The sequence below is a fragment of the Enterococcus termitis genome (genome assembly GCF_001730305.1).
Taxonomy (GTDB): Bacteria; Bacillota; Bacilli; order Lactobacillales; family Enterococcaceae; genus Enterococcus_L; species Enterococcus_L termitis.
Genome location: NZ_MIJY01000004.1, coordinates 44,498 through 56,569, shown reverse-complemented (window position 1 = coordinate 56,569; position 12,072 = coordinate 44,498). Strand labels below are relative to the sequence as shown.

Genomic DNA, 12,072 nt, shown 5'->3' with positions numbered 1-12,072 from the left:
ATTATTTACCAGTTTTACCTTCTTTACGGCGTACGAATTCACCAGCATAGCGGATTCCTTTGCCTTTATAAGGTTCTGGAGGACGAACGCCACGGATGTTTGCTGCTAATTCACCAACGTGTTCTTTGTTAGCGCCTTTAACAACTACTTGTGTGTTCGAAGGTACTTCTACAGTTACACCAGCTGGTGGTGTGATTTCTACTGGATGAGAGTACCCAACGTTAAGAACTAATTTAGTCCCTTGCATTTGAGCACGGTACCCAACCCCGATAAGTTCAAGTCCTTTTTCAAAACCTGTACTTACACCAACGACCATGTTGTTGAAGTTGGCACGAGTTGTTCCGTGGATTGTTTTCATGTCTTTGCTATCATTTGGACGAGTGAATGTTACTTCATTTCCTTCGATGTTCATTGTGATATCAGAAGAAAATTCACGTGTTAATTCACCTTTAGGTCCTTTTACAGTAATGTTGTTTCCTTCTTGTTTGACTTCAACGCCAGCAGGAAGTACAACGATTTTATTACCAATACGGCTCACTTAGAGACACCTCCTTGTGTGTTTTTTTAAATTACCATACGTAGGCGATTACTTCGCCGCCGATGTTTTTAGCTCTTGCTTCTTTATCAGTGATAACACCTTCAGAAGTTGAGATGATCGCGATTCCTAGACCATTTAACACTTTAGGTACTTCGTCAGATTTGACATAAGCACGTAAACCTGGTTTAGAGATACGTTTTAAGTTAGTGATAACACGCTCTTCGTTTTTACCGTATTTAAGGAAAACACGGATCACGCCTTGTTTGTCATCTTCGATATATTCTACATCGCGTACGAAACCTTCACGTTTCAAGATCTCAGCGATATCACGTTTGATTTTTGAAGCAGGCACTTCTAAACTTTCATGTTTAACCATGTTTGCATTACGAATGCGCGTTAGAAAATCTGCAATTGGATCTGTCATGACCATTGAACTATTTACCTCCTTTATGCGAGTTTACTTGTTTACCAGCTAGCTTTCTTCACGCCGGGAATTTGACCTTTATAGGCAAGTTCGCGGAAGCAAATACGGCAAAGATGAAATTTACGATAAACTGAATGTGGACGTCCGCAACGTTCACAACGAGTATAAGCTTGTGTTGAATGTTTGGCAGGGCGTTTGTTTTTAGCAATCATTGATTTTTTAGCCACGTAGTTCGCCTCCTTATTTTATTTTTGGAATGGCATACCTAATTGTGCCAACAACTCACGAGATTCTTCATCTGTGTTTGCTGTTGTTACAATAACGATGTCCATGCCGCGTACTTTATCTACTAAATCATAATCAACTTCTGGGAAGATCAATTGTTCTTTAATACCTAAAGTGTAGTTACCACGTCCATCAAAGGCTTTTTTGCTAACACCGTGGAAGTCACGTACACGAGGTAGAGAAACAGATACTAATTTATCTAAAAATTCGTACATTCTTTCACCACGTAATGTAACTTTCGCACCGATTGGCATACCTTCACGAAGACGGAAACCAGCGATTGATTTCTTAGCTTTAGTGATCAATGGTTTTTGACCTGTGATCAAGGCTAATTCTTCAACAGCTTTGTCTAAGTTTTTTGCGTTTGATACAGCATCACCCACACCCATGTTGATAACGATCTTATCAACTTTTGGTGTTTGCATAACTGAACTATAATTAAATTTTTCCACTAATGCTGGAGTAATTTCTTTAATATATTTTTCTTTCAGGCGGTTCATTTAGTAAGCCCCTCCTTCCTTTTAATCTATTTATCTAAGACTTCACCGGTTTTTTTAGAAACACGGACTTTTTTACCATCGACTTCTTTATAACCTACACGACCAGCTACTCCTGTGCCGTCAATCACCATCACGTTAGAAACATGAATCGGCGCTTCGACTTCCAAGATACCGCCTTGCGGTGCTGCTTGGTTAGGTTTTTGGTGTTTTTTCATGATGTTAACACCTTCAACGATGACTTTGTCTTTTTTAGGAAACGCTGCTAATACAACGCCTTCTTTATTTTTGTCTTTACCAGTGATAACTTTTACTTTATCGCCTTTTTTAACAAACATTATAGTTTCGCACCTCCTTTGATACGCGTCCTGATTATAATACTTCTGGTGCTAGAGAAACGATCTTCATGAAGTTGTTTTCACGCAATTCACGTGCAACAGGACCGAAGATACGAGTTCCACGTGGGCTCTTATCGTCACGGATAATCACCGCAGCATTTTCATCAAATTTAATGTAAGAACCGTCTGTACGACGAGCTCCTGATTTTGTACGAACGATAACGGCTTTTACTACTTCGCCTTTTTTAACAACTCCACCTGGCGTTGCTTGTTTGACCGTAGCAACAATCACGTCACCAATATTAGCAGTTTTACGTCCAGAACCACCTAGTACTTTAATCGTTAAGATTTCACGAGCACCTGAGTTGTCTGCAACTTTTAATCGGCTTTCTTGTTGGATCACGATGTGTATCCCCCTTTCAGATTTTATGTTTCAATCTATATAGGAAAATCTCGTTTTATTAGATAATAACTGCTTCTTCGACTACCTCTAGTAAACGGAAACGTTTTGTAGCTGATAATGGACGAGTTTCCATGATTCTTACGATGTCTCCAACTTTTGCAGTGTTGTTTTCATCATGAGCTTTGTATTTTTTAGAATATTTCATACGTTTACCGTAAATAGGGTGGTTTTTCTTTGTTTCTACGACAACAGTGATTGTTTTATCCATTTTGTCTGAAACAACACGACCTTGGTAAACTTTGCGTTGATTTCTTTCTTCAGTCATACGCGTTTGGCCTCCTTCCACTATTAGTTAGCTTGTTCACGCAATACTGTTTTGATGCGTGCAATCGATTGACGTACTTCTTTAATACGTGCAGTGTTTTCTAATTGACCTGTTGCTAGTTGGAATCTAAGATTAAACAATTCTTCTTTGAATTGCTTTTCTTTTTCAAGCATTTCGGCAGTGGTTAATTCTCTGATTTCTTTAACCTTCATTCGATTCACCACCCATTTCCTCACGTTTTACAATCTTAGTTTTGACCGGTAATTTGTGGGATGCAAGACGAAGTGCTTCACGAGCTACTTCTTCAGGTACGCCTGCGATTTCAAACATGATCTTGCCACGTTTAACTGGAGATACCCAGCCTTCAGGAGCCCCTTTACCTTTACCCATACGAACACCGATAGCTTTACTTGTGTATGATTTGTGAGGGAAAATTTTAATCCATACTTTCCCGCCACGTTTCATATAACGAGTCATAGCGATACGGGCAGCTTCGATTTGACGGTTAGTAATCCAGTGAGATTCAGTTGCTTGTAAACCCCATTCTCCAAATGCTACTTCTTTTCCGCCTTTGGCTTCACCGCGCATTTTACCTCTAAATTCACGACGGTGTTTTACACGTTTAGGTACTAACATGATTATTTCCCTCCTTTCTCAGCGTTTTTTTTCGTTGGAAGAATTTCTCCACGGTAAATCCACACTTTAACTCCTAATTTTCCGTAAGTTGTGTCTGCTTCTTCCCATGCGTAATCAATATCAGCACGCAAAGTATGAAGTGGAACTGTACCTTCAGAGTAACCTTCTGAACGAGCGATATCAGCACCGTTTAAACGACCTGATACTTGTGTTTTGATCCCTTGAGCGCCTGAACGCATTGTACGTTGGATCGCTTGTTTTTGTGCACGACGGAATGCTACACGGTTTTCTAATTGACGTGCAATTCCTTCGCCTACTAATTTTGCATCTAAATCTGGTTTTTTGATTTCAATGATGTTGATATGAACTCGTTTGCCAGTTAATTTGTTTAATTCTTTTCTTAGGTTTTCGACTTCAGATCCGCCTTTACCGATAACCATACCTGGTTTAGCTGTGTGGATTGAAATGTTTACGCGATTTGCAGCACGCTCGATCTCAATTGTAGACACAGCAGCATCAGCAAGTTTTGATGCGATAAATTTACGGATTCTTAAATCTTCGTGTAAGAATTCAGCATACTCTTTTTCAGCATACCATTTTGCATCCCAGTCGCGGATGATGCCTACACGCATTCCAATTGGATGTACTTTTTGACCCACTGATTGTCCCTCCTCTTATCTTTTGACACCAAACTTATTCTTGATAATATGGTGTGTCCTGAGGATTGGTATCTTTTAGTACTAATGCACTAAACATAATGACCATCCTCTTATCTAGTGACATCTGTTTTAGAAACAGATTATTTTTCTGATACAACTACAGTGATATGACTTGTACGTTTGTTGATTGGTGATGCTGAACCTTTAGCACGTGGACGGAAACGTTTCATTGTTGGTCCTTCGTTAACGAAAGCTTCAGATACTACTAAGTTCTCAACATCTAAGTCAAAGTTGTTTTCAGCGTTAGCAACTGCTGACATTAAAACTTTTTCAATAACTCCAGCCGCTTTATTCGGTGTGAACTTCAAAATTGAAATTGCGTCTGCAACGCTTTTCCCTCTAACAAGATCAATTACTAAACGTGATTTACGAGGAGAAACGCGAACTGTTTTAGCAGTCGCTTTAGCTGATGTGATTTGTTCTGCCATTTGGATATCCTCCCCTCAAATTAGCGTCTTGTTTTTTTATCGTCGGCTCCGTGGCCACGATAAGTTCTAGTCGGTGCAAATTCACCTAATTTATGTCCTACCATATCTTCTTGAATGTATACTGGAACGTGTTTACGTCCATCATATACAGCAATTGTAAATCCAACAAATTGTGGAAAAATTGTAGAGCGGCGAGACCAAGTTTTAATTACTTTTTTCTTTTCAGCACCTTCTTGAGCTTCAACTTTCTTCATTAAATGCTCATCAGCGAAAGGTCCTTTTTTCAAACTACGACCCATGGTGAACCTCCTCTCAAAATGTACGACACATGGTCAAAAAAATTATTTAGTACGACGACGAACGATAAGTTTGTCTGATTTAGCTTTTTTATTACGAGTTTTCAAGCCGATAGCTGGTTGACCCCAAGGTGATACTGGAGCTTTACGTCCGATCGGTTGTTTCCCTTCACCACCACCGTGTGGGTGATCGTTCGGGTTCATTACGCTACCACGAACTGTTGGGCGTTTACGCATCCAACGAGAACGACCGGCTTTACCAATATTGATTAATTCGTGTTGTTCGTTACCTACAGAACCGATTGTTGCACGGCATGTAGCTAAGATCATACGAACTTCACCAGAGTTCAAACGGATCAATACGTATTTGCCTTCTTTACCAAGTACTTGAGCACTTGTTCCAGCAGAACGGATCAATTGACCGCCTTTACCAGGTTTCATTTCAATATTGTGAACAACAGTACCTACTGGAATGTTTTCCAATGGTAATGCGTTCCCTACTTTAATATCTGCTTCTGGACCTGAAACTAGGCGCATGCCTACTTCTAATCCTTTTGGTGCTAAGATGTATGCTTTTACTCCATCTTCGTAATGTACTAACGCGATGTTAGCAGAACGGTTTGGATCATACTCGATTGTTTTAACAACCGCTACAACGTTGTCTTTATTACGTTTGAAATCGATCAAACGGTATTGACGTTTGTGACCGCCACCTTGATGACGAACGGTGATACGACCGTTGTTGTTACGACCGGCATGGTTTTTTAATGGCGCCAACAACGTTTTTTCTGGTGTTGATGTCGTGATTTCTGCGAAATCAGACGTTGTCATATTACGACGGCCATTTGTGGTAGGTTTGTACTTTTTAATCGCCACGTCTTTTTCCCTCCCATTTAATAATTAAACATGGGCTGCTTATTCAGCAGCATCGAAAATTTGAATTTCTTTTGAATCGTTTGTTAATGTCACAACAGCTTTGCGACGTTTTTTAGTATATCCTGCATATTTACCCATGCGTTTGAATTTTGGACGCACGTTGATGATGTTTACGTTTTTCACTTTAACACCGTCAAAAGCTGCTTCTACAGCTTGTTTTACTAATGTTTTGTTTGCGCGAGTGTCCACTTCGAAAGTGTATTTCTTTTCGTCCATAGCAAGCATGGATTTTTCAGTGATCACCGGGCGTTTGATTACGTCTAGTAAGTTCATTATGCAAGCACCTCCTCAATTTGAGTAAGAGCAGTTTGTGTTGCCAATACTTTAGTATTAGAAACGATATCTAGAACACTTACGTTATCAGAAGTTACTACAGAAACGTTCGGAAGATTACGTGCAGATAATGCTGCAAAATCGTTCCCTGCTTCTAAAACTACTAATACTTTCGCATCGATAGATAAGTTTGTAAGAACTTGTTTGAATTCTTTTGTTTTTGGTGCGTCAAAGCTTAATGCGTCAACTGCAACCAAGTTGTTTTCAGCAACTTTATCTGATAATACAGATTTCATTGCTAAACGACGAACTTTTTTAGGAAGTTTGTAGCTGTAAGAACGTGGTGTTGGTCCGAAAACTACGCCACCTCCACGCCATTGTGGTGAACGGATTGAACCTTGACGAGCACGACCAGTTCCTTTTTGACGCCATGGTTTACGGCCGCCGCCACGAACTTCTCCGCGGTGTTTTACTGAGTGTGTTCCTTGTCTTAATGAAGCGCGTTGCATGATGATTGCATCGTAGACAACTGATTCATTTGGTTCGATTCCGAAAATTTCTTCGTTTAAAGTGATTTCACCATTTTGAGTTCCATCTTGTTTAAATAATGCTACATTCGGCATTCCTTAGTTCCTCCTTTCCCTACACTTATTTAGCTTTCACAGCTGATTTGATTGTGATTAATGATTTTTTCGCTCCAGGAATGTTTCCTTTGATCAAGATAACATTTCTTTCAGCGTCCACTTTAACAATTTCAAGATTTTGAATTGTTACGCGGTTGCCACCCATACGGCCAGCAAGTTTTTTATTTTTAAATACGCGGTTAGGTGCTACTGGACCCATTGACCCAGGACGACGGTGGTAACGAGAACCGTGACTCATTGGTCCGCGGCTTTGTCCGTGACGTTTGATAACGCCTTGGAATCCTTTACCCTTCGTTGTTCCTGTAACATCAATAATGTCTCCTGCTTGGAAAACATCTACCTTAATTTCTGTTCCTACTTCGTATTCTCCCAGCTCAACATTTTTGAATTCCTTAATGAAGCGCTTAGGAGCCGTGTTTGCTTTTGCAACATGACCTTTCGCAGGTTTGTTTGATAAAACTTCACGTTTGTCTTGGTAACCAACTTGGATAGCTTCGTATCCGTCAGTCTCAACAGTTTTTACTTGTAAAACTACGTTTGGCGTAGCTTCTACTACTGTTACTGGAATTAATTCACCAGACTCAGTAAAGATTTGTGTCATTCCCACTTTTTTCCCTAAGATTCCTTTGGTCATGAGTACACCTCCATCATCTTAATTTTATAGTTTGATTTCAATATTCACACCAGATGGTAAGTCAAGCTTCATTAAAGCATCAACTGTTTTTGGTGTTGGGTTCACAATGTCAATAAGACGTTTGTGAGTACGCATTTCGAATTGTTCGCGAGAATCTTTGTATTTATGAGTCGCACGAATAACTGTGTAAAGTGAGCGTTCTGTTGGTAATGGAATCGGACCTGATACGTCAGCTCCAGTTCTTTTTGCTGTTTCCACAATTTTATCCGCTGATTGATCTAAAATACGGTGTTCATACGCTTTTAAACGGATACGAATTTTTTGTTTTGCCATCTTGTTCCCTCCTTCGCCTATTTTGAAAGTAGACATAGCTCCACGAAAATTTTTCCGTCACGCTCGTTCGTGGCAAAGCGTCCGGGCGTGTCGCAACCTCTCGTTTCTTAGCCGGTAGATCAAAACCTTGATTTACCAGTGCTTTTCACACTTCTGTAAACAGCACCTTTGTAATTATATTACAGAAACACAGCAATAGCAAGGATTTTTTCAGAAAAAAAGCATTTTTTTGTTGCAAGCATTTTCGTAAAAGAAAGCTCATTTCATACGATTTTTTTCAATCCAATCAATTGGCAATCTTTTCTCTATATTTTATTGCTTATAATAGAAGAAAGACACTCAATAAGATTTTTCGGCTGTTCTATTTTCTACATAGAAAAAGAAACAAGAGAAAATCTAATAGATCCTTTCTTGTTCCTTTTTATAAGTTAGCGAACTTTTTAAAGCTCATTAATTATTTTTTCAACATTCATGTATTGAAAATCTTCTGATTTCATAAAGATAATTTTTGAGACGCACTTTTCTTGCTCAATAATTTTCTGTACTTCCTCTTTGTAGCGCGCTACTTGTGGGGTTAGCAGCAGCACGTCATAGTTTGTATATGAAAGTTTTTCTTGTATCCGTTTCATCGGAGCATAATCAACCTCATAGTCCAAACCCTCGTCTCTAAGTGTCTCCAGCATTTTTGAAACCAGCAGCGAAGCGCTGATCCCTGCCTCACAAATAATCAGAATCCTCTTTTCCATTCAAAACCTCCTACTTCTTTATCCGTCATACTTATTGCAGACTTGCAAAACCTATCGGAGAAAAAGCGACGTACGTTAATATGACAATCAACACCAACGCAATAGAAACAACTTTTGTATGCCGCCATGGTTTGATATCTACTTTTGTATCAAATGACTCTAACACAAAATTGCCATCTGGTTTCCATTTAGAGATTGCCAACATGATCAATACATCAAGGAAGAACAACAGGCTCAACACGTATAAGAAGTGAATATCTCTTAAAAACATTTTTGATAGCGTATACAAAAATATATGAATAGCAATTGTATACTTCGCTGCAGCCGCTGTCGCTGTTTTAGAGTAGAACGCAAACAGGATAATGACTAACAGCGGCATATTGTATAAGCCATTAAATTCTTGAACGAATTGATACAACCCAGCTGGAGCAAAAGAAATGAAAGGAGCAACGATAACTGAAATCACGCCAACAATGATCGTAATTACTTTGCCTGCACGAGCAATCTGTTTATCATCTGCCTGTTTGTTGATCACTGGTTTATAAAAGTCTAAAGAAAACAGGGTAGCCGTAGCATTTAAAGCCCCTGCAAAAGACGATAGAATGGCTCCAAAAATCACTGCGGCAAAAACACCAAACAGAACCTGTGGTAAAACTTCCGTTACGAGATACGGATAAGCATTATCTGGATTATTCATCAACGCATCACCAAAAATATTACGTGCTACGATACCTGGGAAAACTAAGAACAGTGCACCAAAAACTTTAAACAGCCCGACTACAAACGTTCCTTTTTGCGCTTCCGCTAAATTTTTTCCCGACAGAGCTTTTTGAACGATCATCTGATTCGTACACCAAAAATATAAATTATTAAACAGCATTCCTGTAAATAATGTCGGCCAGGGGACAACAGCTGAATCAATTGCACCCACAGAATTAAGTAGCCAGGGTGTATGATCAACAATATAATCAATCCCACCAATGAAATTTCCTTCCCCTAATTTCATCACTCCTAAAATGGGAATCAACAAACCACACGCCAACAATCCTACACCATAAACAGTGTCACTATTGGCACTCAATGACAATCCGCCAATAAGTAAATAAAGAATACCGATCACACCTATAATGAAAGCAACTAAGATGATTGCAACAATCGGACGAACGTCTAGTAATTCATCGATATGAAAAATCTTATTGAAAACCAACGATCCTGAATATAAAACAACTGGTAAAAAGGAAATCATGTACGTGACAATAAATAAGATCGAAATGATTCTTTTTGTCACTGTGTCATAACGGATTTCAATAAAATCTGAAACTGTATTGATGCCATATTTAAAATATTTCGGTAAAAATATAACTGCTAACGCCACGATTGCAATGGCAGCTGTCACCTCCCAAGCCATCACTTCCATTCCCGCATGATAGCTTTGTCCATTTTGCCCAACGATTTGTTCCGTGGACAGGTTGGTCATGATGATTGATCCGGCAATCGGCAGTGCAGTTAGACTTCTTCCGCCCATGAAAAAGCCTTCCGAACCAGAAGTGTCGACTCCTCTAGAGCGACTAAATGCGAATAGCCATACACAAGCTACGATGATGATAAAACTAATGAGAGAAAATATATTCATCTCTTTACGCTCCTTTTCAAGATTTTAAATGTTCGTGATTTTACGAATATATTTTCTCGCCTTCACTGCATAGTTAAACGGGTTGGCTTTTGCTGGATCTTGTTCGGCTTCTACTACAATCCAACCACTATAACCGCTCTTTTCAATTTCATGCCAAATTGGTGCAAAATCGATCATACCATCTCCAGGAACCGTAAAGACGCCTGATTTAACAGCGCTTAAGAAGCTTTGATTTGTCTCTTTTACTTGTTTCGCTGCAGCTTCTCGAATGTCTTTGAAATGAATATGCTTGATTCGTTCTTGGTATTTTTGATAGATTTCGATTGGATCTTCTCCAGAGAATACTAAATGTCCGGTATCAAACAACAATGACACTTTTGTGGGATCAGTCATAGTCATCAAGCGATCTATTTCAGTCGTCGTCTGAACCCCTGTCCCCATATGATGGTGATAAACAATTGCCATCCCTTTAGCTTGAGCTAATTCACCTAACCGTTCTAACCCGTCAGCCAACAGCTTCCATTCTTCTTCAGAAAATACAGGCTTTTCGGCAAAAACCGAGGTTTTCATTTGTCCTTGCACACTATGCCCTTGCTCAGATACGACAATCACCTTAGCGCCCATTGCATGTAAAAAATTCATATGTGTAATAAATGCTGTTTCGGTTTCCTCATAAGGTTTAGTTGTCAAAAAGGCGCTGAACCAAGCACTAGCAACAGACAAGCCGCGACTATCAAGATACGGTCTCAATATTTCTGGATCTTTTGGATACTTATTGCCAATCTCTGTTCCGACAAAACCTGCCAATGCCATTTCACTAATACACTGTTCAAAGGTATTTTCTTTGCCTAATTCAGGCATGTCATCATTAGTCCAAGCGATGGGTGCTATGCCCAGACGGATTTTTTGATTACTCATTAATTTGTTCTCTCCTCACTTCTTTTTATTTATCTTCAATAGTAATAAGTTCATTTGATTCGAACGCTTCTTTGCACGCTAATGCAACTTTTGTTGACTGCAAACCATCATAGGCAGAAACTTCAGGTTTGCGCTTTTCTTTAATGCACGAAATAAACTCTTGCGCTTCATTCACAAAGGCTTCACGGAAACGCTCGGGAAAGTCTTGGGAACAAGCGCGAACGACTCCGTCCTCGTTCATAACACTTACTAAATTTTTCTCAGGTATCGCCGCGATCCGCAACATCCCTTTTGTACCGATTAGTTCTGTTTCTACATGATAGCCATGCTGACAATTTCTTCCAGCAACTAGTAGCGCCATTCCCTGATTTTCCAATTGCAGCATCGCCATTCCCGTTTCTAGTTCACCAACCTTGTCCAAGGCTGGATAAGCGGCATTTTTACCGATAGCCCAAACTTTATGAACTTCTTTTTTAGTGAACCAGCGAATCAGATCAATATCATGAATGGACATATCCATAAATATCCCTCCGCTATCACTAGCTCCGGCAAATTTTACAAAGCTTTCCATCCCTGAACTTGGATCAATGCTATAACAACGTATCAAGGTCAGTTCTCCAAGTTCTCCTGCTTCAACCAATTGTTTGGCATATAGATATGAGTCGTCATAACGGCGCATGAACCCTAACATAAAGACTTGATCTGGATAACGTCCAACAATTGCTTGTGTTTCTTCGATTTCAGCTAAATCCAACCCGATAGGTTTCTCACTAAAAACATGTTTCCCCTGTTTCATCGCCAGCTGGATCTGTTCACAGTGAAAGCCTGAAGGCGAAACGATGAAGATCGCGTCCAATGTTGGACTTTTGACCATTTCTGCATAGTCTTTGTAGGTTTCTTTCACCCCTAAGGTTGCTACCGCATAATCCAGTTCTTCTTGAACAACACTGCAAGCAGCAACTAATTCACAGCCTTGCACATTTTCTGCCAAATTTTCCGCATGCACTTTCCCTAAACGTCCTAAGCCAACAATCCCAACCTTGATTTTCTCCATTTATTTCCTCCT

The 12,072-nt window shown here is 39.6% G+C and carries 21 protein-coding genes; all 21 read right to left on the bottom strand.

Annotation, left to right across the window (positions count from 1 at the left end; all coding sequences use genetic code 11):
- Position 1: 1 nt before the first annotated feature.
- Entirely contained in the window at positions 2-538 is a 537-nt protein-coding gene (rplF, locus tag BCR25_RS04505; RefSeq protein WP_069662427.1) for a 50S ribosomal protein L6, read from the bottom strand.
- Positions 539-569: 31 nt separating this feature from the next.
- Complete coding sequence (gene rpsH, locus BCR25_RS04500; RefSeq protein ID WP_010770626.1) at positions 570-968, bottom strand: 30S ribosomal protein S8; 399 nt, start codon at positions 966-968, stop codon at positions 570-572.
- 35 nt (positions 969-1,003) lie between these two features.
- Positions 1,004-1,189 (bottom strand): type Z 30S ribosomal protein S14, encoded by a 186-nt coding sequence (locus BCR25_RS04495; protein WP_002356214.1) that lies wholly within the window; start codon positions 1,187-1,189, stop codon positions 1,004-1,006.
- A gap of 18 nt (positions 1,190-1,207) precedes the next feature.
- Positions 1,208-1,747, bottom strand: coding sequence for a 50S ribosomal protein L5 (rplE, locus tag BCR25_RS04490; protein ID WP_069635456.1), 540 nt, complete (start codon positions 1,745-1,747; stop codon positions 1,208-1,210).
- 26 nt (positions 1,748-1,773) lie between these two features.
- Positions 1,774-2,082 carry a 50S ribosomal protein L24 gene (rplX, locus tag BCR25_RS04485; protein ID WP_069635457.1) on the bottom strand — a complete coding sequence of 103 codons (309 nt, stop codon included), beginning with the start codon at positions 2,080-2,082 and terminating at the stop codon, positions 1,774-1,776.
- A 34-nt stretch (positions 2,083-2,116) separates the two neighbouring features.
- Positions 2,117-2,485, bottom strand: coding sequence for a 50S ribosomal protein L14 (rplN, locus tag BCR25_RS04480; protein ID WP_010766218.1), 369 nt, complete (start codon positions 2,483-2,485; stop codon positions 2,117-2,119).
- Positions 2,486-2,543: 58 nt separating this feature from the next.
- Positions 2,544-2,810: a 30S ribosomal protein S17 gene (gene rpsQ / locus BCR25_RS04475; protein ID WP_010761681.1), complete on the bottom strand. Its 267-nt coding sequence runs from the start codon at positions 2,808-2,810 to the stop codon at positions 2,544-2,546.
- Positions 2,811-2,833: 23 nt separating this feature from the next.
- Positions 2,834-3,022 carry a 50S ribosomal protein L29 gene (rpmC, locus tag BCR25_RS04470; protein ID WP_010766220.1) on the bottom strand — a complete coding sequence of 63 codons (189 nt, stop codon included), beginning with the start codon at positions 3,020-3,022 and terminating at the stop codon, positions 2,834-2,836.
- Positions 3,012-3,446: a 50S ribosomal protein L16 gene (gene rplP, locus BCR25_RS04465; RefSeq protein WP_002356208.1), complete on the bottom strand. Its 435-nt coding sequence runs from the start codon at positions 3,444-3,446 to the stop codon at positions 3,012-3,014. Before rplP ends, rpmC begins: the two co-directional genes overlap by 11 nt.
- 2 nt (positions 3,447-3,448) lie before the next feature.
- A complete protein-coding gene (rpsC, locus tag BCR25_RS04460; protein WP_069662426.1) occupies positions 3,449-4,105 on the bottom strand; it encodes a 30S ribosomal protein S3 in 657 nt (218 codons plus the stop codon).
- Positions 4,106-4,245: 140 nt separating this feature from the next.
- Positions 4,246-4,593 carry a 50S ribosomal protein L22 gene (gene rplV, locus BCR25_RS04455; RefSeq protein ID WP_069662425.1) on the bottom strand — a complete coding sequence of 116 codons (348 nt, stop codon included), beginning with the start codon at positions 4,591-4,593 and terminating at the stop codon, positions 4,246-4,248.
- A gap of 20 nt (positions 4,594-4,613) precedes the next feature.
- Entirely contained in the window at positions 4,614-4,892 is a 279-nt protein-coding gene (rpsS, locus tag BCR25_RS04450) for a 30S ribosomal protein S19 (protein WP_069662424.1), read from the bottom strand.
- Between the two features lie 42 nt (positions 4,893-4,934).
- Positions 4,935-5,765, bottom strand: a complete 831-nt coding sequence (gene rplB, locus BCR25_RS04445; RefSeq protein WP_069662423.1) for a 50S ribosomal protein L2 — start codon at positions 5,763-5,765, stop codon at positions 4,935-4,937.
- A 39-nt stretch (positions 5,766-5,804) separates the two neighbouring features.
- Positions 5,805-6,098: a 50S ribosomal protein L23 gene (locus BCR25_RS04440; protein WP_069662422.1), complete on the bottom strand. Its 294-nt coding sequence runs from the start codon at positions 6,096-6,098 to the stop codon at positions 5,805-5,807.
- The gene (gene rplD, locus BCR25_RS04435; protein ID WP_069662421.1) at positions 6,098-6,721 is read right to left on the bottom strand and encodes a 50S ribosomal protein L4; all 624 of its coding nucleotides are present in this window, start codon (positions 6,719-6,721) and stop codon (positions 6,098-6,100) included. The genes BCR25_RS04440 and rplD overlap by 1 nt, the downstream gene beginning before the upstream one ends.
- A 25-nt stretch (positions 6,722-6,746) precedes the next feature.
- On the bottom strand, positions 6,747-7,376 hold the full coding sequence (gene rplC / locus BCR25_RS04430; RefSeq protein ID WP_069662420.1) for a 50S ribosomal protein L3: 630 nt from the start codon (positions 7,374-7,376) through the stop codon (positions 6,747-6,749).
- Between the two features lie 24 nt (positions 7,377-7,400).
- Positions 7,401-7,709 (bottom strand): 30S ribosomal protein S10, encoded by a 309-nt coding sequence (gene rpsJ, locus BCR25_RS04425; protein WP_002389727.1) that lies wholly within the window; start codon positions 7,707-7,709, stop codon positions 7,401-7,403.
- A gap of 440 nt (positions 7,710-8,149) precedes the next feature.
- On the bottom strand, positions 8,150-8,455 hold the full coding sequence (locus BCR25_RS04420; protein ID WP_069662419.1) for a PTS sugar transporter subunit IIB: 306 nt from the start codon (positions 8,453-8,455) through the stop codon (positions 8,150-8,152).
- Positions 8,456-8,486: 31 nt separating this feature from the next.
- On the bottom strand, positions 8,487-10,088 hold the full coding sequence (locus BCR25_RS04415) for a solute:sodium symporter family transporter (RefSeq protein ID WP_071879563.1): 1,602 nt from the start codon (positions 10,086-10,088) through the stop codon (positions 8,487-8,489).
- A gap of 24 nt (positions 10,089-10,112) precedes the next feature.
- On the bottom strand, positions 10,113-11,006 hold the full coding sequence (gene iolE, locus BCR25_RS04410; RefSeq protein ID WP_069662418.1) for a myo-inosose-2 dehydratase: 894 nt from the start codon (positions 11,004-11,006) through the stop codon (positions 10,113-10,115).
- A 25-nt stretch (positions 11,007-11,031) separates the two neighbouring features.
- Positions 11,032-12,060: an inositol 2-dehydrogenase gene (iolG, locus tag BCR25_RS04405; protein ID WP_069662417.1), complete on the bottom strand. Its 1,029-nt coding sequence runs from the start codon at positions 12,058-12,060 to the stop codon at positions 11,032-11,034.
- Positions 12,061-12,072: the final 12 nt, after the last annotated feature.

What these genes read in the sequence shown, in the direction of transcription:
- rplV (WP_069662425.1), bottom strand. Translation starts at nt 4,593, where the DNA reads ATGGCAGAACAAATCACATCAGCTAAAGCGACTGCTAAAACAGTTCGC.
- rpsQ (WP_010761681.1), bottom strand. Translation starts at nt 2,810, where the DNA reads ATGACTGAAGAAAGAAATCAACGCAAAGTTTACCAAGGTCGTGTTGTT.
- rplP (WP_002356208.1), bottom strand. Translation starts at nt 3,446, where the DNA reads ATGTTAGTACCTAAACGTGTAAAACACCGTCGTGAATTTAGAGGTAAA.
- iolG (WP_069662417.1), bottom strand. Translation starts at nt 12,060, where the DNA reads ATGGAGAAAATCAAGGTTGGGATTGTTGGCTTAGGACGTTTAGGGAAA.
- rplC (WP_069662420.1), bottom strand. Translation starts at nt 7,376, where the DNA reads ATGACCAAAGGAATCTTAGGGAAAAAAGTGGGAATGACACAAATCTTT.
- BCR25_RS04420 (WP_069662419.1), bottom strand. Translation starts at nt 8,455, where the DNA reads ATGGAAAAGAGGATTCTGATTATTTGTGAGGCAGGGATCAGCGCTTCG.
- rplE (WP_069635456.1), bottom strand. Translation starts at nt 1,747, where the DNA reads ATGAACCGCCTGAAAGAAAAATATATTAAAGAAATTACTCCAGCATTA.
- rpmC (WP_010766220.1), bottom strand. Translation starts at nt 3,022, where the DNA reads ATGAAGGTTAAAGAAATCAGAGAATTAACCACTGCCGAAATGCTTGAA.
- rplD (WP_069662421.1), bottom strand. Translation starts at nt 6,721, where the DNA reads ATGCCGAATGTAGCATTATTTAAACAAGATGGAACTCAAAATGGTGAA.
- rpsH (WP_010770626.1), bottom strand. Translation starts at nt 968, where the DNA reads ATGGTCATGACAGATCCAATTGCAGATTTTCTAACGCGCATTCGTAAT.
- rpsJ (WP_002389727.1), bottom strand. Translation starts at nt 7,709, where the DNA reads ATGGCAAAACAAAAAATTCGTATCCGTTTAAAAGCGTATGAACACCGT.
- rplX (WP_069635457.1), bottom strand. Translation starts at nt 2,082, where the DNA reads ATGTTTGTTAAAAAAGGCGATAAAGTAAAAGTTATCACTGGTAAAGAC.
- rpsS (WP_069662424.1), bottom strand. Translation starts at nt 4,892, where the DNA reads ATGGGTCGTAGTTTGAAAAAAGGACCTTTCGCTGATGAGCATTTAATG.
- BCR25_RS04415 (WP_071879563.1), bottom strand. Translation starts at nt 10,088, where the DNA reads ATGAATATATTTTCTCTCATTAGTTTTATCATCATCGTAGCTTGTGTA.
- BCR25_RS04440 (WP_069662422.1), bottom strand. Translation starts at nt 6,098, where the DNA reads ATGAACTTACTAGACGTAATCAAACGCCCGGTGATCACTGAAAAATCC.
- iolE (WP_069662418.1), bottom strand. Translation starts at nt 11,006, where the DNA reads ATGAGTAATCAAAAAATCCGTCTGGGCATAGCACCCATCGCTTGGACT.